Origin of the sequence: Saccharothrix sp. AJ9571 (genome assembly GCF_021725495.1) — a bacterium.
Classification (GTDB): Bacteria; Actinomycetota; Actinomycetes; order Mycobacteriales; family Pseudonocardiaceae; genus Amycolatopsis; species Amycolatopsis magusensis.
In genome coordinates, this window is sequence record NZ_CP091382.1 from 4,398,044 (window position 1) to 4,420,000 (window position 21,957).

The 21,957-nt window shown below is 69.4% G+C and carries 23 protein-coding genes and 1 pseudogene; 8 read left to right on the forward strand and 16 right to left on the reverse strand.

Going from position 1 to position 21,957, the window contains the following annotated elements:
- Position 1 precedes the first annotated feature (1 nt).
- Both L3Q67_RS20195 and L3Q67_RS20200 read left to right on the forward strand, forming a co-directional pair.
- Entirely contained in the window at positions 2–1,426 is a 1,425-nt protein-coding gene (locus L3Q67_RS20195) for an amidohydrolase (protein WP_499190955.1), read from the forward strand.
- A 111-nt stretch (positions 1,427–1,537) separates the two neighbouring features.
- Positions 1,538–2,347, forward strand: coding sequence for a nuclease (locus tag L3Q67_RS20200; protein ID WP_499190956.1), 810 nt, complete (start codon positions 1,538–1,540; stop codon positions 2,345–2,347).
- A gap of 18 nt (positions 2,348–2,365) precedes the next feature.
- Here L3Q67_RS20200 and L3Q67_RS20205 read toward each other — a convergent pair whose 3' ends face one another.
- Positions 2,366–3,358 (reverse strand): winged helix-turn-helix domain-containing protein, encoded by a 993-nt coding sequence (locus L3Q67_RS20205; protein ID WP_499190957.1) that lies wholly within the window; start codon positions 3,356–3,358, stop codon positions 2,366–2,368.
- A 138-nt stretch (positions 3,359–3,496) separates the two neighbouring features.
- Between L3Q67_RS20205 and L3Q67_RS20210 the strand changes: the two genes are divergently transcribed.
- From L3Q67_RS20210 to L3Q67_RS20235, 6 genes are all read left to right on the forward strand, one after another.
- Positions 3,497–4,537 (forward strand): sensor histidine kinase, encoded by a 1,041-nt coding sequence (locus L3Q67_RS20210; protein ID WP_499190958.1) that lies wholly within the window; start codon positions 3,497–3,499, stop codon positions 4,535–4,537.
- On the forward strand, positions 4,537–5,316 hold the full coding sequence (locus L3Q67_RS20215; protein ID WP_499190959.1) for a LytR/AlgR family response regulator transcription factor: 780 nt from the start codon (positions 4,537–4,539) through the stop codon (positions 5,314–5,316). The genes L3Q67_RS20210 and L3Q67_RS20215 overlap by 1 nt, the downstream gene beginning before the upstream one ends.
- Positions 5,317–5,319: 3 nt before the next feature.
- Positions 5,320–5,667 carry a hypothetical protein gene (locus L3Q67_RS20220; RefSeq protein ID WP_499190960.1) on the forward strand — a complete coding sequence of 116 codons (348 nt, stop codon included), beginning with the start codon at positions 5,320–5,322 and terminating at the stop codon, positions 5,665–5,667.
- Positions 5,664–7,436 (forward strand): sodium/solute symporter, encoded by a 1,773-nt coding sequence (locus tag L3Q67_RS20225; protein WP_499190961.1) that lies wholly within the window; start codon positions 5,664–5,666, stop codon positions 7,434–7,436. The genes L3Q67_RS20220 and L3Q67_RS20225 overlap by 4 nt, the downstream gene beginning before the upstream one ends.
- 67 nt (positions 7,437–7,503) lie before the next feature.
- On the forward strand, positions 7,504–7,851 hold the full coding sequence (locus tag L3Q67_RS20230) for a DUF485 domain-containing protein (protein WP_499191593.1): 348 nt from the start codon (positions 7,504–7,506) through the stop codon (positions 7,849–7,851).
- Entirely contained in the window at positions 7,848–9,455 is a 1,608-nt protein-coding gene (locus tag L3Q67_RS20235; protein ID WP_499190962.1) for a solute symporter family protein, read from the forward strand. The genes L3Q67_RS20230 and L3Q67_RS20235 overlap by 4 nt, the downstream gene beginning before the upstream one ends.
- A gap of 35 nt (positions 9,456–9,490) precedes the next feature.
- On the opposite strand, the gene idi is transcribed toward L3Q67_RS20235, so the two are convergent.
- From idi to L3Q67_RS20310, 15 genes and pseudogenes are all read right to left on the reverse strand, one after another.
- Complete coding sequence (gene idi / locus L3Q67_RS20240) at positions 9,491–10,081, reverse strand: isopentenyl-diphosphate delta-isomerase (protein WP_499190963.1); 591 nt, start codon at positions 10,079–10,081, stop codon at positions 9,491–9,493.
- A 99-nt stretch (positions 10,082–10,180) separates the two neighbouring features.
- A complete protein-coding gene (locus tag L3Q67_RS20245; RefSeq protein WP_499191594.1) occupies positions 10,181–10,468 on the reverse strand; it encodes a transposase in 288 nt (95 codons plus the stop codon).
- A gap of 70 nt (positions 10,469–10,538) precedes the next feature.
- Positions 10,539–10,802 (reverse strand): annotated as a pseudogene (locus L3Q67_RS20250) (hypothetical protein); the annotation flags it as partial.
- 50 nt (positions 10,803–10,852) lie between these two features.
- Positions 10,853–11,329: a helix-turn-helix domain-containing protein gene (locus L3Q67_RS20255; protein WP_499186234.1), complete on the reverse strand. Its 477-nt coding sequence runs from the start codon at positions 11,327–11,329 to the stop codon at positions 10,853–10,855.
- 120 nt (positions 11,330–11,449) lie between these two features.
- The gene (locus tag L3Q67_RS20260) at positions 11,450–12,202 is read right to left on the reverse strand and encodes an IclR family transcriptional regulator (protein ID WP_499190964.1); all 753 of its coding nucleotides are present in this window, start codon (positions 12,200–12,202) and stop codon (positions 11,450–11,452) included.
- 54 nt (positions 12,203–12,256) lie between these two features.
- Complete coding sequence (locus L3Q67_RS20265) at positions 12,257–12,844, reverse strand: hypothetical protein (protein WP_499190965.1); 588 nt, start codon at positions 12,842–12,844, stop codon at positions 12,257–12,259.
- 13 nt (positions 12,845–12,857) lie between these two features.
- On the reverse strand, positions 12,858–13,361 hold the full coding sequence (locus L3Q67_RS20270; RefSeq protein ID WP_282770641.1) for an Rv1363c family protein: 504 nt from the start codon (positions 13,359–13,361) through the stop codon (positions 12,858–12,860).
- Entirely contained in the window at positions 13,346–14,557 is a 1,212-nt protein-coding gene (locus L3Q67_RS20275; protein ID WP_499190966.1) for an Mce/MlaD family protein, read from the reverse strand. The genes L3Q67_RS20270 and L3Q67_RS20275 overlap by 16 nt, the downstream gene beginning before the upstream one ends.
- On the reverse strand, positions 14,557–15,615 hold the full coding sequence (locus tag L3Q67_RS20280) for an Mce/MlaD family protein (RefSeq protein ID WP_499190967.1): 1,059 nt from the start codon (positions 15,613–15,615) through the stop codon (positions 14,557–14,559). The genes L3Q67_RS20275 and L3Q67_RS20280 overlap by 1 nt, the downstream gene beginning before the upstream one ends.
- Positions 15,612–16,712, reverse strand: coding sequence for an Mce/MlaD family protein (locus tag L3Q67_RS20285; protein WP_499190968.1), 1,101 nt, complete (start codon positions 16,710–16,712; stop codon positions 15,612–15,614). Before L3Q67_RS20285 ends, L3Q67_RS20280 begins: the two co-directional genes overlap by 4 nt.
- Positions 16,709–17,701: an Mce/MlaD family protein gene (locus L3Q67_RS20290; RefSeq protein ID WP_499190969.1), complete on the reverse strand. Its 993-nt coding sequence runs from the start codon at positions 17,699–17,701 to the stop codon at positions 16,709–16,711. Before L3Q67_RS20290 ends, L3Q67_RS20285 begins: the two co-directional genes overlap by 4 nt.
- The gene (locus L3Q67_RS20295; protein WP_499190970.1) at positions 17,698–18,702 is read right to left on the reverse strand and encodes an Mce/MlaD family protein; all 1,005 of its coding nucleotides are present in this window, start codon (positions 18,700–18,702) and stop codon (positions 17,698–17,700) included. Before L3Q67_RS20295 ends, L3Q67_RS20290 begins: the two co-directional genes overlap by 4 nt.
- Positions 18,699–19,970, reverse strand: coding sequence for an MCE family protein (locus L3Q67_RS20300; RefSeq protein ID WP_499190971.1), 1,272 nt, complete (start codon positions 19,968–19,970; stop codon positions 18,699–18,701). Before L3Q67_RS20300 ends, L3Q67_RS20295 begins: the two co-directional genes overlap by 4 nt.
- Positions 19,967–20,815 (reverse strand): MlaE family ABC transporter permease, encoded by an 849-nt coding sequence (locus L3Q67_RS20305; protein ID WP_499191595.1) that lies wholly within the window; start codon positions 20,813–20,815, stop codon positions 19,967–19,969. Before L3Q67_RS20305 ends, L3Q67_RS20300 begins: the two co-directional genes overlap by 4 nt.
- Before the next feature lie 16 nt (positions 20,816–20,831).
- The gene (locus L3Q67_RS20310) at positions 20,832–21,620 is read right to left on the reverse strand and encodes an MlaE family ABC transporter permease (RefSeq protein ID WP_395905020.1); all 789 of its coding nucleotides are present in this window, start codon (positions 21,618–21,620) and stop codon (positions 20,832–20,834) included.
- Between the last annotated feature and the right edge of the window lie 337 nt (positions 21,621–21,957).

Consider the following 21,957-nt stretch of genomic DNA (forward strand, 5'->3'; position numbering starts at 1 on the left):
GGTGAGTGAGCTGTTCCTGCGCGACGTGCGGCTGGGACTGGACGGACCGCTGGTCAACGTGCGGATCGCCGACGGCATGGTGACCGGAATCGGTGACGACGGTCCGGGACGTGCCGAGGTGGTCGACGGAGATGGAGGCACGCTGCTTCCTGGGCTGGTGGACTCACACGTCCACACCGAACAGTGGGCCAGTTCCCGCCGGCGCATCCCGCTCGAGCAGGCGAAGTCGGCGGCCGAGGTGGTCGACATCCTCGTGCGCCACGGGCATCGGCCACACGAGTTGCTGCTCGGGGGCGGATTCCGTGACGGACTCTGGCCGGACACCCCGCACAAGGACCTCTTCGAACGGGCGCTGCCTGGGCAGGCGATCGCGTTGTTCAGCGCGGACCTCCACACGTTGTGGCTGAGTCCCGCCGCGCTCGCGCTGATCGGTCGAGAGCACCCGACCGGCGTGCTCATTGAGAACGACTGCATGAGCGCGACCGCCGAACTGCCAGCAGCGCCTCCGGAGGTGGTGGATCGCTGGGTACTCGATGCGGCGGAGGCCGCGGCGGCGCTCGGGGTCACGAAGATCGCCGACTACGAGTACACCGACACGATCGCTGCCTGGGAACGTCGGCGTGAAGCGGGACCGTTGCCGGTTCGCGTGTCCTGTGTGATCGCCCGCCACCTCCTGGACACGACCATCGCTCTCGGCAGGCGCACGGGGGACACCGACGGCCTGCTCAACGTCGGCCCCTACAAGCTCTTCGTCGACGGATCCCTCAACACACGCACGGCCTACTGCCACCACGCCTACGACAGCGGCGACCACGGCCTCCTGGAACTGCCGTACGACGAACTCGTCACCCTCATGCGACGCGCCGCCAAGCACGGCATCGTCCCCGCGGTGCATGCGATCGGTGATCACGCGAACACGCTCGCGTTGGACGCCTTCGAGGAAATCGGGGTCGGCGGACGGATCGAGCACGCCCAGCTGGTGCGGGCCGAGGACCTACCGCGGTTCGCGAAGCTCGGCGTGGTGGCCAGCGTCCAGCCCGCACACCAGCCCGACGATCGCGACGTCGCCGATCACCACTGGCCTTCCAGGACAGCCGACGCGTTCCCTTACCGCGCCTTGCATTCCGCCGGGGCGACGCTGGAGTTCGGCTCCGACGCACCGGTCGCACCGCTGGATCCGTGGGATGCGATTGCGTCAGCGGTCGAGCGGACCGACGACGAACGACCCGCCTGGCATCCCGAGCAGGCGTTGCCGTTGGACGCCGCCTTGAAGGCTGCCGCCGGGGGCCGCGGCACCGTCGAGGTCGGCGACGTGGCCGACCTTGTCGTGGTGGCGGCGGACTTGCGCACTGCCGATCTCCGCTCGGTACCGGTGATCACCACCATCCTGGACGGTCGCCGCACATTCTTCCATTCGTTGGGCTGAATGGCTGATGACGGCGTAATTGCGACCTTCGCTACTTAGCATGGCCCCATGACACTGACGTTGATCAAAGGAACCTTTCAGATCGTCGGAGCGTCGCCCGACGGTGATTCGGTGCGGTTTTACCCAACCGATGTGGACGCCTTCCTCAAAGCGGGACTGCGTGTGCGCCTGAACTCCCGCGGCGGCGCGCAACTCCGCCTGGAGGGCATCGACGCGCTGGAAACCCATTACCAGAGCCAGGCGCCGGGAGGAGGAATGTGGCACCAGCACCCGCGGCTGGCCAGAGAAGCAGCCGACGCGCTGCTCAAACAGCTCGGATTCAAAACAGTGGAAAGGGAGGAGGACGGTACCGTCACCTCGGCGAAACCGGAAAGCGTGCCAGGGCACATCCTGACGCGGTTCGCGGACAAGTACGGTCGCCCGGTCGCATTCGCATTCCGCGGTTCACGTGGCCGCGCGAAGGACGGCAGTCAGGTCCACCTCGATGCGAAGGGCATCGCCGATTCGGCCAATTTCGGAGTGCTCGAAGCCGGTCATGCGTTCCCGACGTTCTACTCCCTGCTCTACCTCGATCTGCGGCAGGCGCTCGCCGACGCCGCCACGGCCGCGCGCGAGGAGAACCTCGGCATCTGGGAGCACGACGCGACCACCGCGGGCTTCCGGCTCAGCTCACGCAAACAACTGCAGGAAGAGGTAGTGCTGCTGCCCAAGTTGTTCCGGCGCCTGGTCGACTACCTGGCCCTCGACGAGAGCGGCGGGGTTTCGCTGGCCAACTTCACGCGCTACCTCGACACGCGCAACGACCGGCTGTTCACCACACCCGAGGGCCAGGCCACCGAACTGGCCACCCTGGTCGAGGTGAAGCGCCGGCAACTGCGCCTCACCGTCGACCCCGAGCGGATCGTCTTCCTGGAGGGCTGACGACCGAATGACCGAGCGCTAGCGACAGGCCGCCAAGTCGGATACAGCCAGTGACGACTCCAGCAGTGCGCTGCCCAGCGTGGTCACCGAGTGCCGGGCCGTTCCGCCCTCCCGGCGCGTCTCGACCAGCGCCGCCTGCCGTAGCACCGTGGCGTGCTGGCTGGCGCCCGCCGCCGAGATCGTCAGCTTCTTCGCCAGTTCGGTGGTGCTCACCCCGGGCGCGGTGCAGATCGCCGCGAGCACGGTGGCGCGGGTGCGGCCGAGCAGGTTGTCCAGCGACCGCGTGCTCGGCGGTGAGTCCCAGCCCAGTTGCCGGGCCACCGGGTACACCAGCGTCGGCGGCAGGTCCGGGTTCTTCAGCGTGACCGGCAGCCGCCAGCAGAAGAACGAAGGCGCCAGCACCAGGCCCCGGCCGTGCAGGTGCAGCTCCTGGTCGACCGGGTAGTCCACCTCGAGCACCGGCGCCCGCCAGCGGGTGGCCGGGTGCAGGGTGGACAGCAGCCGCTCGACCCCACCGTGCAGCAGCGTCCGGCTGCGCTCGGCGGTGTCGCTGCGCACGCTGGACCGGATCGACGACCAGTGCGGCTCCAGCGTCTCGGCGAAGTACTCCCGGACGGCGTCGCCCAGTTGCCGGAGCGCGGCGGGCCTGCCCTCGGCCAGGTCGGTGTTCCACGACGGCAGCGGCCGGCTCTCGGCGAGCAGCGTGGTGTCCTCGGCGAGCGTCTTCTTCGGGGTGCGCATCAGCACGTCGATGCTCGCTTCGACGTCGCCGAAGCCGGCCCCCGGGGTGAGGAAGTCGGCGGTGTAGCCGACCGGGGGTGCGAGCGTGGCCAGGTACCGGTGCGACCGGCCGATCCGCTCGCGCGCGCGACGGCGCCAGCCGGTGAACAGCAGGTCCGGGTTGCGGTCCTGGAGCTGGTGCAGGCTGAGCACGGTCTCCCACAGCGGGTCCGGGCTGTCGAGCAGCTGGACCCTGGTCAGGTCGTCCGGACTGAAATGGATCTTCAACATCGGGTGCCCCCACCCCTGTGCGTGAATTTCGAACGTTCCGGATGAGTTGTACGGGCCGCCTCTGGCACCGCGCTGTCACGCGCTCACTGCTTGACAGCGGCTACCATCTGAGCCACTTCGAGGAGGAGGGGAGCACGTATGCCGATGGTGCGCGCGCTGCCCAGGGCGGACCCCACCGAGGTGTTGCACGTCGCCAGGCAGATCGCCGGTGAACTCAAGGGCGGGCTGGGCGGGCGCGGGGTGCGCAACGCCGCCCGCGGCATCCGCCGGCTGCTCGAAGCCGACGCCATTGGCCTGGCCGATCTCTCCGGCGTCGTGGTCTGGGCCGGTCACCCGCCCGCCGGGGTGGACACCGGCGCGCTGGTCCACAACGTGCTGCACACCGAGACCCCCAGCGGCCGCCCGCCCGCGCAGGCGCTGCCGCTCTACGCCCGCGACGACCTGGCCGGGGTGCTGGTGATCTGCGGCAGGCCGGACCGCGCCGCGGTGCGCGAGGTGGCCGGTTGGGTGGCCGACGCGCTGGACCGCGGCAGGCTGGAGGCCTCCGCCGAGAACGCCGCCCGCGCCGAGTTGCGTGCGCTGCGGGCCGAGATCTCCCCGCACTTCGTCTACAACGCACTCACCGTGATCGCCTCGCTCGTCCGGTCCGACCCGGACCGCTCGCGTGAGCTGATGCTGGACTTCGCCGACTACATCCGGTACAGCCTGGCCAGACACGGCGAATACACCACGCTCGCCGACGAGTTCCACGCCATCGAGACCTACCTGGCGTTGCAGCGGGCGGTGCTGGGGGAGCGGCTGACCGTGCAGGTACGGGTTTCGCCGGAGGTGCTCGCGGTGGCGGTGCCGTACCTGGTGCTGCAGCCGGTGGTGGAGAACGCGGTGCGGCACGGGATCGAGCCGTCGCCGGGCAAGGGCGTGGTGCACGTTTCCGGCGTCGCCGAGGGGACGGACTGTGTGATCAGCGTGGAGGACGACGGGGTCGGCATGGACCCGGAGAAGGCCGAGGCCATCCTCGCCGGGCAGGGCGAGCCGGACAGCCTCGGCCTGGCCAATGTGGACAAACGGCTGCGCAGTGTGTACGGACCGTGGTATGGCCTGGTGGTGGAAACCGCGAAGGACGCCGGGACACGCGTGGTGCTGCGAGTGCCGCGATTCCAGCCAGGGGTGATGCCGTGATGACCCAGGGCCTGCGGGTTCTCGCGGTCGACGACGTGCCGCCCGCGCTGGCCGAGTTGTGCCGGCTGCTGGACGAGGCCCCGGAGGTGGCCGCGGTCAGCGGCGCCCCGGACGCGGTGACCGCGCTGCGGATGATCCAGAGCGAGCCGTTCGACGCGGTGTTCCTGGACATCTCCATGCCCGGGCTGGACGGCCTCGAGATGGCCGGTTTGCTGGCCAAGCTGAGCGAACCGCCGGTGATCGTGTTCGTCACCGCGCACGAGGGCCATGCGGTCGCCGCGTACGGCATCGGCGCGATCGACTACCTGCTCAAGCCCGTGCGCGCCGAACGGCTTTCGGCCACCCTCGCCCGCGTGGTGAAGATGGCGGGCGGTGGTGGCGGGGCCGAGCCGGTCGCCCGCCAGACCGACGCGATGGCCGCGCTGCCGGTCGAGGTCGGCGGACGCACCCGGTACGTGCGCCGCAGTGAGGTGCAGTTCGTCGAGGCACACGGTGACTACGTCCGGCTGCACACGCCGTCCGGAGTCCACCTGGTGCGCATCCCCATTTCCCGCATGGAGGAGTACTGGGGCGGCGCGGGATTCGTCCGCGCGCACCGGAGCTTCCTGGTGGCGCTGTCCGCGGTCCGCGAACTGCGCAGCGACTCGGCGGGCGGACTGCTCGCGCACACCGATCTCGGCGACGTGCCGGTAAGCCGCAGGCACGCGCGCGAACTGCGCGAGCAGCTGCTCAGCGCCGCCCACCGCGGTGAACTGGACCGGCCGGAGCGGGGAGCTTAGCCGGTGCGCACCAAGCGGGTGGCGGTCACCAGCCCGCAGACACGACTGGCACATTCACGCCGTCGCGCTCGCACCCGGTCGCCGGTGGCGAAGCTGGAGGCGGGCGACGCCGGGCGCGCGGTGCGGATCTACCACGCGCAGCGGCGGATGGCGGTGACCGCGCTGGCACTGCTGTTCGCCTTCCTGCTCGGCCTGCCGCTGGCGCTTTCGCTGTTGCCGTCGCTCGGTGAGGTGCGGTTGTTCAGCATCCCGGTGTCCTGGCTCGCGGTCGCCGTGTTGCCGTACCCGGTGCTGGTGCTGCTCGCGCGCTGGCAGTTGCGGCGGGCGGAACACGCGGAGGACCGCGAATGATCGCGGTGCTCGCCGTGGCGCCGGTCGTACTGGTGACCTTGCTGGTCGGCCTGCGCGCGGTGGCGGCGATGCGGACCACTTCGGACTTCCTGGTCGCCTCCCGCCGCGTGTCACCACTGCTCAATTCCGCTGCGGTGTCCGGGGAGTACCTGTCGGCGGCGTCGTTCCTCGGTGTGGCCGGGCTGGTGGTCAAGGACGGCATCGGCTCGCTCTGGTACCCGGTCGGGTTCGCCGCCGGGTACGTGGCGATGCTCGTGCTGGTCGCCGCGCCGATGCGCCGCTCGGGCGCGCTGACCGTGCCCGACTTCGCCGAGGCACGGCTGGCTTCCCCGGTGCTGCGCCGGATCGCGGCGGTGGTGGTGCTGGTGATCGGCGGGCTGTACCTGGTGCCGCAGTTCCGGACCGCGGGCCTGGTGCTCGGCGCGGTCGGCGGCACGCCGTACTGGGTCGGCGTGGTGATCGCCGGGGTCGCCGCGGCGACCACGCTGTCACTGGGCGGGATGCGCGCGGCGACCTACGTGCAGGCGTTCCAGTTCTTCCTGAAGCTGGTGCTGTTCCTGGTGCCCGCGGCCTGGCTGGTGTTCCAGGTCGGCCCGGAGGTGCGGGCTCAGGCGGTGGACCCGCGGGAGTTCACGCACTTCACCCACGACACCACCATCGAATTCCGCGTCGGCGCCACGCTCGACTTCCAGGTGCCCACCGAGGTGCGCGCGCCCGACGGCACCACCGAGCTGATCCCGGTCGGCAGCAAGGAAATCGACGCGGGTCGCACGATCATCTTCCCGGCGGGCACGCCGGCGCCGTCGGTGGGCAACGAAGCACCGGGCGGAACGGGCTGGGATTTGCCCACATTGGACCTTCAGCACGCCGGTTACCCGGTGCTGAGCACCTGGGCCGTGCTGATCGCCACCATGCTCGGCACCATGGGCCTGCCCCACGTGCTGATGCGCTTCCACACCAGCATCGACGGCCGGGCGGCCAGGAAGACCGCCGCGCTGACCGTGTTGCTGCTCAGCGCCTTCTACCTGTTCCCGGGGATATACGGGGCTTTGGGCACGGTGCTGGTGCCGCACCTGTACCTGTCCGACGCCACCGACACCGCGGTGGTCGCGTTGCCCGCGGTGGTCGACCCCGGTCCGGCCGGTGCCTTGTTCACCGTTCTGCTGACCGCCGGTGCCTTCGCCGCTTTCCTTGCCACGTCACTGGGTTTGCTGCTCGCGGTGGCCGGGGCGATCTCGCACGACCTGCTCGCAGGCGGCCTGCGGCAGATGCGGTTCACCGTGCTCGCCGCGGCCGCCGCGGTGGTGCTGCTGGCCCTGCCCGCGGTCCGCCTGGACGCCGGAATCCTGGTCACCTGGGGCTTCACCGTGGCCGCGTCCACCTTCTGTCCCTTGCTGGTACTGGGAATCTGGTGGCCGCGGCTGACCACTCCCGGCGCGATCAGCGGGGTGGTGGTCGGCCTGACCGCCTCGGCGGGCGCCATCGCCACTACGCTGTTCGGCCCAGCTTTGTCGGGCTGGCAAGCTATTCTGGTGGCGCAACCGGCTCCGTGGTCGGTGCCGCTCGCCTTCGCCACGATGGTGCTGGTCTCCCTGCGCGGCCGCCCGCCCGCGTGGTCGCGCGACGCGATGTTGCGGCTGCACCTCGGTGAAGGACGCAGTCCGTATGTGAACCATCGGCTGTTGCAAGGCCGTGATGTAGGCCACTCATCGCAGCCCAGTGGTCGTTCGTCAACCGTTCGTCGCATGGCCCGTCGATTCGTCCGCTGATCCTTACGCCTGGATCCGGCGCCTCCCTAGTGTGTCGCGGCACACACCCCTCGACGTGGAGGTCGACGTGAGTATCTCTGAACCCGCCGTTGGGCCACCAGGCGAAGAAGCGGACTGGAAAGCGATCCAGGCCGGCCCCGAGTTCCAGCAGTTGCGCAGGCGGCTGCGGAGGTTCGTGTTCCCGATGACGGGCCTGTTCCTGACCTGGTACCTGCTGTACGTGGTGCTCGCCGACTACGCCCACGGCTTCATGTCCACCAAGCTCGTCGGCAACATCAACGTCGGCCTGGTCCTCGGCCTGCTGCAGTTCGTCTCGACCTTCGTGATCACGGGGTTGTATGTGCGCCACGCGAATCGGCATCTGGACCCCGTTTCCGACAAGATCCGCGAAGACATCGAGGGAGCGGGCAAATGAACCTCGCGCAGGGCGTGCAGGGGTCGAACCCCGTGCTGAACATGAGCATTTTCGGGGCGTTCGTGGTCGTGACGCTGGTGATCGTGTTCCGGGCCTCGCGGAACACGAAGACGGCGTCGGACTACTACGCCGCGGGCCGCGCCTTTTCCGGGCCGCAGAACGGCGTGGCGATCGCGGGTGACTACCTGTCGGCCGCCTCGTTCCTCGGGATCGCGGGTGCGATCGCGGTCTACGGCTACGACGGTTTCCTCTACTCGATCGGCTTCCTCGTCGCGTGGCTGGTGGCGCTGCTGCTGGTCGCGGAACTGCTGCGCAACACCGGCAAGTTCACCATGGGCGACGTGCTCGCCTTCCGGATGAAGCAGCGGCCGGTGCGTGCGGCGGCCGCGACGTCCACGATGGCGGTCAGCTTCTTCTACCTGCTGGCGCAGATGGCGGGCGCGGGCATCCTGGTCTCGCTGCTGCTGGGCATCTCGTCCGGCGTCGGCCAGGCCGTGGTCATCTCCGTCGTGGGTGTCGTGATGATCATCTACGTGCTGGTCGGCGGGATGAAGGGCACCACCTGGGTGCAGATCATCAAGGCCGCGCTGCTGATCACCGGCGCGTTCGCGATGACCATCTGGGTGCTGGCCCGCTACGGCTTCAACCTCTCCGCGCTGTTGGGTGCGGCGGTTGATCGTGCCGGTTCCGCCGGTGACGCCGTGCTGAACCCCGGTGCGCGCTACGGCGTTTCGGAGACGTCGAAGATCGACTTCCTGTCGCTGGGTATCGCGCTGGTGCTGGGTACCGCGGGTTTGCCGCATGTGCTGATGCGTTTCTACACCGTGCCCACGGCGAAGGACGCGCGGAAGTCGGTGGTCTGGGCGATCGGGCTGATCGGGTTGTTCTACCTGTTCACCCTGGTCCTGGGTTATGGCGCGGGGGCGATCGTCGGCAAGGACGCGATCAACAAGGCACCGGGTAAGGAGAACTCGGCCGCGCCACTGCTCGCGCAGGCGCTGGGTGGGCCGATCCTGCTCGGGTTCATCGCGGCGGTGGCGTTCGCGACGATCCTGGCCGTGGTCGCCGGGTTGACGATCACCGCGTCGGCGTCGTTCGCGCACGACGTGTACGCCAATGTGATCAAGAAGGGCAAGGTTTCCGACAGCAACGCCGAGGTCCGTGTCGCCCGGATCACCGCGGTGGTGATCGGCGCGGTCGCGATCGTCGGCGGCATCCTGGCGAAGGATCAGAACGTCGCGTTCCTGGTCGCGCTGGCCTTCGCGGTCGCGGCGTCGGCGAACCTGCCGACCATCCTGTATTCGCTGTTCTGGAAGCGGTTCAACACCTCGGGTGCGTTGTGGTCGATCTACGGCGGTCTCGGCGTCACCGTCGTGCTGATCATCTTCTCGCCCGCGGTCTCCGGACTGCCGAACTCGATGATCAAGGGCGTGGACTTCCACTGGTTCCCGCTGCAGAACCCGGGCCTGGTCTCGATCCCGCTGTCGTTCTTCCTCGGCTGGCTGGGCACGGTCCTGTCCAAGGACCACAACGAGGAGAAGTACGCCGAGATGGAGGTCCGCTCGCTCACCGGGTTGGGAGCGGAGAAGGCCGTCTCGCACTGACCCCCACCCCCGGGGCGTGAGTGCGCAGGGTCGTTCTAACGACCTTGCGCACTCACGAGTGCGGCCGGGGGCAGCCGGGTGTGCTCGGCGGACGGCCAGTCGAGCGGATTCGGGCCCAGCGTCCGCAGCTCGGCGAGCTGCTCCCGGCACCACGGCGAGATCGCCTGGCTGCCGTCTTCGATCTCCCGGACCAGCTGGTTCCACTCGACCCACCGGTAGGCGTCGACCTCGGTGGGGTCCGGCTCCGGCTCGCCGATCACCTCGACCCGCCACACCGGGCACTTCTCGTTCTCCACCACGCCGTCCATCTCCGCGCGGTACTGGAACTCCGGCAGCACCAGGTCGATGCCGATGCTGGTCAGGCCGAGTTCCTGGGACAGCCGCCGCACGATGCCGTCGCTCATGTCCTCACCCGGCGCGGGGTGCCCGCAGCAGCTGTTCGTCCACACCCCGGGGAAGGTGCGCTTGCCGAACGCCCGCCGGGTCAGCAGGAACTGGCCGCGCTCGTTGAACGCGTAGGCGGAGAAGGCCAGGTGCAGCGGGGTCTGCCGGTGGTGCACTCCGGCTTTGTCGGCGACGCCGATCGCGTGCCCTTGCTCGTCGAGGAGAACCACCTGCTCAGTCATGCTCCCGACCCTAATCCGGAAGCGGCATGGCGCACCAAACGCGGGAACCGGATTTCACCCGGCCTCGCAGATCGGTCACTCACTAGTAGAGTGTCGCGGCTAACTCGTGGGGTAGAGGTGGCGGAGTTTGACGCGTGCGTTGTCGGTGGTGAACTGCCAGCGGATTTGGCGTTGCTCGGCGTTGATGGCGTGTTGCCAGGCGGCGAGTTCGGTGTTGAGGGTGTCGATGTCGCTGATGCGGCGGTCGAGGCACTGGCGACTGAGTGCGGAGAGTTCGATCTCGGCGATGTTGAGCCAGGATCCGTGTTTGGGGGTGTGGTGGATCTGCAGGCGCTGGGCCAGGGCGAAGGCCTCGTCGGGTTCGAAGGCCTCGTAGAGCGAGGCGATGCTGTGGGTGCCCGAGGTTGTCCATGACCAGCACCACGGTCTCGGCGTCGGGGTAGTCCACGGTCAGGAGTTGTTTGACTTGCCTGGCCCAGTCGATTTTGGTTCGCTGGGCCAGGGCGCAGACACGGCGCCACCCTTGCAGGGGCTCGGTCCACACGAAGATCGAACAGGTGCCGCACCGGACATATTCGCTGTCCTCACGGGCATCGCGGCCCGGCCGGGCCGGTGACGGGTCGCGGACCTGGCCGAGTAGCTGGAAGGGCTTCTCGTCCATGCACACGACCGGGCGGGCGGGGTTGTGCGGCCGGGCATAGACGGCCAGCACGTCTTCCATGCGGGCCGCGAACTCCGCGTTTGCCCGTGGCGGGATGTTCCAGCACTTTCTCAGATGAGGGCGCAGTTCCGTTTTTTTAGGACCCGGCCGATGGTCGAGTGGTCCAGGTTCGGGATGTCCTCGGTGAGTTCGACGTGTTTTTCCAGCAGCCGCAACGACCACCGGGCATGCCCGGCCGGCGGCTGCGAGCACGCCAGCGCGATCAGCCGGGCCTCGACCTCACCGGTCACCGGAGACGGCACCGGCGGAAGGTCCCGTTTCCTGCGCGAGATCGTGGCGTGGACATCACCGCCGGTCTCAGCGAACCGCTTCGCGACCAGCCGCAGCATCTCGCCCGAGACCTCGAGCCGGGCCGCGATCACCTCCTTCGGATCAGGCTCGCCCACCGAAGTGTCCAACGCGAGCAGCACCCGAGCCCGCCTGATCGCCGACGCCGGATGCACACCCGTGACGGTCAGTCGACGCAGCTCTTCACGATCCCGCGCGGTCAATGTGACCGGCCGCTTCATCTCCGACACCACAGCCATCCTCGTCCGGCGGGATGCAGGACCCGCCGGACAACAGCCTCCCAGCCACACCCACCAACACTAAGCAGCGACACGCTACTAGTCCCAATGGAGGGGCACAGGGGTTCTCACGCTGGGGTATCAGCGGGCCGGATCGAGGCCGAGCCGTGAGATCCACTGCGCCGAAGTGACCACCGCGGTGACGAACTCGGCGACCCGCTCGTCGGTGAACCGCGTGGTCGGCCCGCCGACCGCCAGCGCGGCGATGATGCGGCCCTCACGGTCGGTCACCGGCGCGGCGATCCCGGAGGCGCCCAGCTCGCGTTCCCCGTGGCTCACCGCATGCCCGTCGACCGCCGCCGTACCCGCGCGCCTGCGCAGCTCGTCGGCGAACTCCTTGCCGTACGGGGAGAGCGCGGCCACCTGATCGACCACACTGGACTGGGCGCCGATCAGCAGCACCTGGCCGGCCGCACCGGCCCACAGCGGTAGCTCGTCGCCGACGCGGACCACGTGGCGGACGTGCTGCGGGCCTTCGTGCTGCGCCACGCAGACGCGGGCGGCGCTGCTGCGGACGTAGATGTTGACCGTTTCGCCGCACTTCGAGGCCAGCTCCCGCATCACCTGGCGGACCGGCTCGGACAGCTGCCAGGCGGCGTGCCCCAGTTTGGCCCACCGCAGCAGGCCGGGGCCGATGGTCACCTGGCCGTCCGCGCGGGTCCACAGCAGACCGCGTTGTTCACAGGTGGTGACCAGCCGGATCACCGTGGTCTTGGCCAGCCCGCTGGCCTCGGTCAGCTCGCGGATGCTCCACGTGCGGCGGTTCTCGGTGAACAGGCCGAGCAGGTCGATCGCCCGCAGCACGCTGCGCACGCCGCCTTCGTCACCGTCCATGACCGTCCCCGCCCCGCTCGACCATCAGGCGGCGTGACCGTACCACCTGGTGGGTCAGCGGGGGTGCAGTTCGACGATCACCCAGGAGCCGTCCTGCCGTTCGGCGGTGATCGACAGCTGGGACGCGGCGGCGCTGCTGGAGCTGTTGTCCGCGCGCGTGGCGGACTGGTCGAGGAACACCAGCAGCTGCGCGCGGTCGCCGGAAAGCGACTGCACCGCCGAGCTGACCACCCGCGTGGTGAGCACCAGTTTCTGCTGCGGCGCCAGCGCGCGGACCTGGCCGAAGAGCTGGTTGTAGGTCTCCAGCGCCCGCCCGCGCAAGGCCGTGGCCGCCGCCTTCTCGGTCACCTCGGTCTTGTCGTAGGAGTAGGAGAAGATCTTGTTGAGCGAGGTGGTGATCGCCGAGTTCACTTCGGCCGTGGCACCGGTGTCCACCAGCGCGGAGTTCGACGCCGAGTCGGCGGTCCGCAGCGAGATCCCCTGCCAGGTGAAGAACCCGCCCAGCAGCGCCAGCACGATGGCAGCGGCGATCAGGTACATCGGCAGCCGCGACGGTTCCTTTTCGACGTCCGCTGACGCTTCGGCGCCAGTCTCGTCCGGTTCTTCGACGTCCGCTGACGGCTCGGCTTCGGTGGTGGTCATCTCGCGTTCCTCCTCAGCCGGCACCGATGGGCACCTGGTCCATGGCGCTGACCTTCCAGCCCGCTTCGGTCCTGGTCAGCTGTGCCGAGAACCGGTTGCGCTTGGTCGAGGTCGCCGCGCCTTCCTTGGCCACGGTGATCTCCACCGAAGCCAGCAGACGCGCCGTGCCGGTGTGGTCGTCGAGCGAGTTCACCGCCGCGTCCAGCACCTTCCCGGTGGCGACGGTCCCGCCTTCGCGCAGCGACTTCCTCGTGGCCTCGTCGGTGCGCGCCAGTTCGTCGTGCAGCTTGCCGGTGGACACCTCCAGCCAGCGGCCGATGCCCTCGTCCACCCGGTGGTGGTCCAGGCTGTTCAGCTCGGCGATCTGCTGCCGCCCGGCGGCGAGCGCGTCGTCGCGGGACTGGGCGTAGGACAGGTCGTCGTCCACCGCGGCGCTCACCCACAGCCAGCCGGAGGCACCGGCGAAGACCACCGCGGCCACCAGCAGGCCGATCGCGAGCTTCAGTTTGGCAGCCACAACATCTCCTCCATGCTGGCGGACACCTGCGGCAGCGCGGGTGAGCTGAGCGGCCCGGCCAGCTTCGAGCCCGGCACCGCGATCGGCGGCACCCCGCCCTTCGGCGCGTTCTGCGAACCCCGCACCGAACTCTCCGACCCCTTCGGCAGCGTGCACGCGGCCTCGGTGTTGAACTGCCCCGCCGTGAGGTCCAGCGGCGACCGCCGCGGCGTGCCCTCGTAACCCTGCTTGCACACCGGAGGATCCACGAACTGGGTCACGATCGACAGGTCCCCGCTCTCCATGTCGATCGAAGTGGAGGTGGCCGCCACCGCCTTGGGGATGGTGACGAAGAGCTCCTCCATCCCGGCCGTCCTGGTGGCGAACACGTCCGTCGTGGTCAGCAGGTTCGCCAGCAGGATCGACAGCGACGGGTCGGTGTCCTCCAGCAGCCCGCTGATCTGCGTGGCCGCCTGCGGCGCGGTCCCGATCAGCGCGCGCAGGTCCCCGTCGGCGCTGGCCAGCTCACTGGCGAAGAGCTTCGCGTTGCCGGAGAACGACTTCCACGCGTCGGACGAGTCCAGCTGCGTCTGCAGCACCGTCGTGCCGTCGGTGATCAGCGCCTGTGTCTGCGGCAGGTGCTCCGCGGCGGTCTGCGTGAACGCCGTGGTCGAATCCAGCAGCACCTGCAGGTCCGGGCCGGTGCCGTGGAAGGCGTCGTAGAACTCGTCGACCACCGTGCGCAGCGCGTCCGTGGGCACCGAGGCGTTGAGCGAACTGAGGTTGCTGAGCAGGTCCTGCACCGGCAACGGCACCCGAGTCGACTCCATCGGGATGGCCGAGCCTTCTTCGAGGAACGGGCCGTCCGCGGTGCGCGGCTGCAGGTCGACGTACTGCTCACCGACCGCCGACCGGTTGCTCACCACGGCCGCGGCGTTCGACGGGATCGGCGGCGCGGACCCGTCGATCAGCAGGTCGACCTCCATGCCGTCATCGGTCAGCCGCAGCTCCCCGACCCGCCCGACGGCCACCCCGCGGTAGGTCACCTCGCCGTTGGTGAACACGCCGCCGCCGTCGGCCAGCCGCAGCGACACCACGTACCCGCTGCCGCCGAACAACTGGCCGAGACCGGCGTACTTGCCGCCGGCGAACGCGACCGCGGACAGCGCCACCACCACGAACGCCAGCACCTGCACGCGGACTTTCCTGGTCAGCATCAGTTGCCTCCCGGGGTCAGCGACTCGACGCCGCCGGAGGCCGGCAGCGGCAGCACCGGCCCGCCGGGTGGCAGCTCCACGCCCGCGCCGGGCTCGATGGTGAGGAACATGTTCAGGTAGTCGCCCTTCACCGCGTCGAGCACCGGGTCGGTGAACGGGAAGGTCGGCAGGATCTCCAGCGCGCTCGGCAGGTCCTGGCCCGCGTCGGCGAGCTGGTCCAGGATCGGCGCGAGCGCGTGCAGGTCGGCGACCATGTCGTCCTTGCTGCGGTTGATCGTGTCGATGGCCACGGTGGACAGCTCGTCGAGCGAGTTCAGCATGGTGACCAGCGACTTCCGCTGCTCGGCCAGCGTGGCCAGCCCGGGCGTCAGGTTCGACAGCGCGCCGTCGATCTGCTCGTCGCGGTCGGCGAGCGTGGCCGAGAGCTGGTTCAGCCCGTCGAGCGCGGCGGTGATGTCCCCGGAGTGCGCGTCGAGGTTGGTCACCAGCTCGTCCACGGTGGCCAGGAAGTTGCGGATCTCCGGTTCGTTGCCGTCGAGCACCTTGGTCAGTTCCTGGTTGATCGTCTGCAGCTGGCTGATCCCGCCGCCGTTGAGCAGCAGCGACAGCGCGCCGAAGACCTCCTCGAACTCGGGGTTCCGGTTGGTCCGGTCCACCCCGATCACCGCGCCCTCGCCCAGCTCGCCCACCGTCTGCTCCGGTGCCGCCAGCTCGACGAACTTCTCGCCGAGCAGGCTCGACTGGCGCAGCCGGGCCAGGCTGTTGGCGGGCAGCACCACGTCGCCGTTGACCGCGACCACCGCCTCGGCGGTCCAGCCGTCCTCGCCGAGGCGGATCGACTCCACCCGCCCGACCGGCACGTCGTTGACCTTCACCGCGGCCTGCGGCACCAGGTCCAGCACGTCGGCGAACTGCACGGTGACCCGGTACGGGTGGTCGCCGATGTCCGCGCCGCCGGGCAGCGGCAGGTCGTAGACGCCCTTGAACCCGTCACCCGAGCACGCCGTGGTCAGCAGCAGGCAACTCGCCAGGCTCGCGGCCAGCCAGCGTCGCCTCATCCGGCACCTCCAGGCACGTAGACCGGACCGGACACCGGCAGCGGCAGGTCCGGCGCGGATTCCGGCATCGGCGCGCCGTCGGGCAGCGGCTCCATGCCCGGCGGCACGCTCACCTTCCGCGGGTTCAGGAACTCGTCGAGGTAGGTCCGGCCCTGCAGGGTGCCGGAGTCGGGGTCGAAGGCGCCGAGCACGTTGCTCGCGGCCAGCGGCAGCGTGTCCAGCGTCTCGGCCAGCTGCGCCCGCTGGTCCACCAGCACCTGCGTGGTCTGGCTCAGCTTGTCCACGTTGGACTTGATGGCCGCGCGGTTGTCGCGGATGAAGGCCTGCACCTCACCGAGCGCCGAGCCGAGCGCGGTCAGCGCGCCGGAGAGCTCCTCGCGGTCGGCCGACAGCGTCTGCCACACCTGGGCGAGCTGCTGGTTCACCGTTTCCACGTCGTTGTCGTTCGCGGCCAGCATGTCGGTGAACTTGCCCAGCTCGTCCAGCGTGCCGAACAGGTCGTCCTTCGAGTCGGACAGCGTCCGCGCCAGGTCGGCGAAGTTGCGGATGTTCTCGTTGATCGCCTTGCCGTTGCCGTCCAGGTTCGCCGCGCCCGTCTCGAGCAGTTCCGACAGCGCGCCGTCGGAGTTCGCGCCCTTCGGCCCGAGCGAGGTGGCCAGGTCGTTCAGGCTGGCGTACAGCTCGTCCAGCTCCACCGGCGTGCCGGTGCGCTCCACCCCGATCACCGTGCCGTCGGTCAGCCGCGGGTCGCCCTTGCGCGCCACCGTGGAGAACTGCACGTACCGGTCGGACACCACGCTCGGCGCCACCACCAGCGCCTTGGTCGCCGCCGAAACCGGTGCCTGCCCGTCCACGTTCAGCGTCACCTCGACGTGCTCGCCGACCGGGGTCACCGTCTCCACCTGCCCGATCCGCACGCCCAGCAGGCGCACGTCGGACCCGCTGTAGACGCCGACCGCCCGCGGGAACAACGCGGTGATCCGCTTGCTGCCGTCCCCGGAGAAGATCCACCACAGCCCGCCGGCCACCACCAGCGCGGCCACGATGAGCACCGTGGCGAGCCGCGCGGCCCGCAGGCCGGTCCTCGTGCTGATCACTTCGGGCCCCCTTCCGGCAGCGGCGGCACGCACGGGTCCCGGTTGTCCGGGACCAGCCCGCAGACGTAGTTGTCCACCCAGCGGCCGTTGCCCATGGTGTTGTTCACCATCCGGAAGTAGGGACCGGCGATCTTCAGGCTGGCGTCGATGTTCTCGGTGTGCCGCTGGAGCACGCCGGTCACCTGGTCCAGCTTCGCCAGCACGCCGGAGAGCTGGCCGGTGTTGTCCTTGACCAGGCCGGAGAGCTGCTTGCCCAGCTCCTGCGCGTTCACCAGCAGCTGGTGGATCGACTCGCGGCGGTTGTTCAGCTCGCCGAGAAGCAGGTTCCCGTCGTCGATCAGCGCCTGGAACTCCTCACCGGACTCCGCCAGCGAGTTCGCCACCGACCGGGCGTTGCGGAGCAGCTCGGCCAGTTCCTCGTCACGCGAGGAGACCGTCTTCGACAGCGAGGTGAGCCCGTCGAGCGCGGTCCGGACGTGGGCCGGGGAGTCCTTGAAGGTGTCCGACAACGTGCGGAAACTGGTCGCCAGCTGGTTGGTGTCGATCGCGTCGACGGTGTTCGCCAGCCCGTTGAACGCGTCGGTCACGTCGTACGGGGTGACCGTGCGGTCGCGGCCGATCGGCGTGTCCGGGTCCTGCTCGCCGTCGCCGATCGGGTACAGCGACAGGAACTTCCGGCCCAGCAGGGTCTTGATCTTGATCCCGGCCGAGGTCTGGTTGCCGATCCAGGTCTCCTCGACCCGGAAGCTGACCAGCACGTGGTCCTCGGCCAGGCCCACGTCGGTGACCTCGCCGACCTTGATGCCCGCCACCCGCACCTCGTCGTTCTCCTGCAGCCCGGCGGCCTCGCCGAACTCGGCCTGGTAGGTGGTGCCGCCGCCGACGATCGGCAGCTCCTCGTAGTAGAAGGTGGCCGCGGTGACCGCCGCGATCGCCAGCGAACCGGCGATGCCGATGGTGAACGGGTTGCGCTCGCGGAATGAGGTCATGACTGGCACCTCGCTTCCGGCGACCGGACGCCGATGGGCGGGTCGGCGGTCAGCCTCGCCTCGCACAGGTAGAAGTTCAGCCACGAGCCGTAGGTGCCGGTCCGGCCGACCGCGTCGAGCTTCTTCGGCAGCAGCTCGAAGAACTGGTCCAACTCGTCCTCCTGCGCGGCCAGGTTGCCCGAGACGGCGCCGAGTTCGGCGATGGTCTCCTTCAGCGGCGGCCGGGCCACTTCGAACAGCCCGGCGGTGGCGTCGGACAGGTCCGCGACGCCCTGCACCGCTTCCCCGATCGCGGTCCGGTCCTCGGCCAGCCCCGACACCAGCTGCTGGAGGGTGGACACCACCGACGACAACCGGTCGCCCTTGCTGTTGATCGTCTTGAGCACCGAGTTCAGGTTGGTGATCACCTGGCCGATCACCTGGTCCCGGCTGGCGAGCGTGGTGGTCAGCGCCCCGGTGTGCATCAGCAGGCTCTCCACCGTGCTGCCCTCACCCTGCAGCACCTGCACGATCTCGCCCGAGAGCTGGTTCACGTCGGTCGGCGAAAGCGCTTGGAACAGCGGCTTGAACCCGTTGAACAGGTCCGTCAGGTCCAGCGCGGGCGTGGTGCGCTCCAGCGGGATCTCGTCCCCGGGCACCATCGGCTCGGCACCGGGCAGCTTCCCGCGTTCCAGCGCGATGTAGCGCTGCCCGACCATGTTGCGGTACTTGATGGTCGCCCGCAGGTCCGAGGGCAGCAGGCGCCCGCGGTCCACGGAGAACTTGACCTGCGCGATGTGCTGGTCGACCACCTTGAGCTCCTCGACCTGGCCCACCCGCACCCCGGAGATCCGGATGTCGTCACCGGCGTTGAGCGCGGTCACGTCGGTGAACCGCGCGCTGTAGGTGTCGGCCTCGCCCACCCCGGTGTTGGCGATGGACAGCGCGAGCACGGTCGTGGCCAGCGTGGTCACCAGGATGAACAGCAGGCCCTTGATCAGCGGTGCGCCGAAATTCCTCATCGGACGGTCACCTCCGTGCCCCGGTAGAGCGGGCCGACCAGCACGCTGCTCCACGGCGCCACCTCACCGGGCGCGACGCCGATCTCCGGCGCCACCAGCGTCGAGATCAGCTCCCGCTCCTGCGGCGAGTTCGGCAGCCCCAGCTCACCGGAGCGGCCGGGCAGCAGCGGGTGCGCCGGGCTGCCGGTCTGCGCCACGGTGGCCCCGGTCGTCGGCGCGACCCCGCTCGGGTAGCACTTCGGGCCACCGCTGGCGGTGTACACCGGGTCGTCCACGCCGGACTGGTAACCGCCGCGGCTGGCGAACACCGACGCCTTCACGTGCATACCGGGTTCGTCCGTGCCCGCCCCGAGCACCTTGTCCATGGCCGGCTTGAGGTCGGTCATCGCCTTGAGCGTGCAGGGGAAGCTGGGGGAGTAGGCGGCGGCGAGCTCGAGCGACTCGCGGCTGTCGACGGCGAGCCGGATGATGTTGTCCTTGTTGTTCTCCAGGAACTCGGTGACGTCCTGGGCGGACGAGGTGACCTGGCCGTAGAGCGAGCCGAGGTCCTCCTTCTTCTCCGCGACGGTCTGCAGGGTGACCGCGCTGTCGGTCAGCGAGTCGAGCAGGTCCGGCGCGATGTCGCCGTAGAGCCGGCTGACCCCGGCGAGGTCGCGGATGTTCTCGTTCAGCTCGGGCAGGCTCGGGTTGAACCGCTCCAGGTAGTCGGCCGCGGTCACCAGCGTGTCGCCGAGCTGCTCACCGCGGTCCCGCAGCGCGGTCGACACCGCGGTCAGCGTGGTGGACAGCTTCTGCGGCTGCACCGCCTTGAGCACCGGGAGCAGGTCGTCGTAGACCTTCTCCAGCTCGATCGCGTTGGCCGAGCGGTCCTGGGAGATCACGTCGCCCTCGGCGATCTGCGGTCCGCGCGGCTCGGGGATGGACAGCTGCACGTAGCGCTCACCGAACAGCGTCTTCGGGATGAGCAGCGCCGAGACGTTCTTCGGCAGCTTCGCCGACTTGTCCGGGTCCAGTGCGAGCAGGACCTCCGCGCCAGTCGCACCGGACCGGATCTCGCGGACCTCACCGACGACCACCCCGCGTGCCTTGACCTCCGAAGAGACGTGGAGCTGGTTGCCCACCCGGCCGGTCTTCAGGGTGACCGACACCGAGGACACGAACTCCTTGCGGTAGATCGCGACCGACAGCGAGACGAACGCGAGCATGGCGGCCAGGAAGAACACCCCGGCCGTGCGCCGGGCGTACTTGAGCCTGCGTGCCTTGTTCATCCGGCCACCTTCACCGTCGTGGTGGCGCCCCAGATGGCGAGGCTGAGGAAGAAGTCGAGCAGGCTGACCGCGACGATCGCGGTGCGCACCGCCCGGCCGACGGCCACGCCGACCCCGGCGGGCCCGCCACTGGCGCGGTAGCCGTAGTAGCAGTGCGAGAGCACCACGACGATGCTGAACACCAGCACCTTCAGGAACGACCAGAGCACGTCGATCGGGGGCAGGAACAGCTGGAAGTAGTGGTCGTAGGTGCCCGCGGACTGGCCGAAGAACCAGATGGTCACCTGCCGCGAGGCGACGTACGAGGTGAGCAGGCCGATCGCGTACAGCGGGATGATCGCCAGGAACCCGGCGACGATCCGCGTGGCCACCAGGTAGGGGATGCTCGGCACGCCCATCACCTCGAGCGCGTCGATCTCCTCCGAGATCCGCATCGCGCCGAGCTGGGCGGTGAACCCGCAGCCGACCGTCGCCGAGAGCGCGATGCCCGCCACCAGCGGCGCGATCTCGCGGGTGTTGAAGTAGGCGGAGATGAACCCGGCGAAGGCCGAGGTGCCGACCTGGTTCAGCGCGGAGTAGCCCTGGATGCCGACCACCGCGCCGGTGAACACGGTCATCCCGATCATCACGCCGATGGTGCCGCCGATCACCGCCAGCGCCCCGCTGCCGAAGCTGACCTCGGCCAGCAGGCGGACGATCTCCTTGCCGTAGCGGAAGATCGCGCGCGGGGTCCAGGCCAGCGCCTTGAGGTAGAACAGCACCTGGTCGCCCAGGGTGTCCAGGAAGCCGAACCGCCGGTCGATCGCGCGGCCGGCGCGGCGGACCCGGGTGTCCGGCGGGAACATCGTCTCGGTCACGAGGTCACATCCCCTTCGGCGGCACCAGCTGCAGGTACAGCGAGCTGAGCACCAGGTTCATCAGGAAGAGCAGCAGGAAGGTGATGACCACCGACTGGTTCACCGCGTCGCCGACGCCCTTCGGCCCGGCCTTCGGGTTGAGCCCGCGGTAGGCGGCCACGATCCCGGCCACGAAACCGAACAGCAGCGCCTTCAGCTCGCTGATCCACAGGTCGGGCAGCTGGGCGAGGGCGGAGAAGCTGGCCAGGTAGGCACCGGGGGTGCCGTCCTGCATGATCACGTTGAACACGTAACCGCCGAGCACGCCGACCACGCTGACCAGGCCGTTGAGGAACACCGCCACGGCCATCGCGGCGAGCACCCGCGGCACGATCAGCCGCTGGACCGGGGAGACGCCGAGCACCTCCATGGCGTCGATCTCCTCGCGGATGGTGCGCGAGCCGAGGTCGGCGCACATGGCCGAGCCGCCGGCCCCGGCGATCAGCAGCGCGGTGACCACCGGGCTGGCCTGCTGGATGATCGCCAGCACGCTGGCCGCCCCGGTGAAGGACTGCGCGCCGATCTGCGTGGTCAGCGAGCCGAGGTGCAGCGCGATGACCGCGCCGAACGGGATGGAGACCAGCGCGGTCGGAAGGATCGACACGCTCGCGATGAACCAGAACTGCTGCACCAGCTCGCGGAACTGGAACGGGCGCTTGAAGGTGCTGCGGACCACGTCCAGGCCGAGGGCGTAGAGCCGGCCGGTCTCCCGGATCGCGCCCGCACCGGGGAAGGAGCGGGTCTTCGTGCTCATTCCGGCACCTTTCGGCTGCTGTGACCAGGGTTACTGACCAGTACGCTAACTACGGGCCACCCGGTCGACAAGCGATCCGCAAGATCGGCTCATTACGGTCCTGACAAGGCGTTTTTCCTTGTGCCCCAGTGATAAATCCGCCGCCGGGGAGTTGTCCGAAAGTGAGCAAGACCCGGCTCCGGGTGGCAAACGGAGCAGCGCCGGGGCATCCTGGTGACGCCGCCCCGGGTGCGCCCAGGTGCTCTCGCGGGCCGGTGCGGCCTGCCCGCACCGCCTCCGAGCAGGCAAGATCGGCTTAAGGGACCCCCCTGTTCCGGGCCCCAAACCGCCGTGTAAT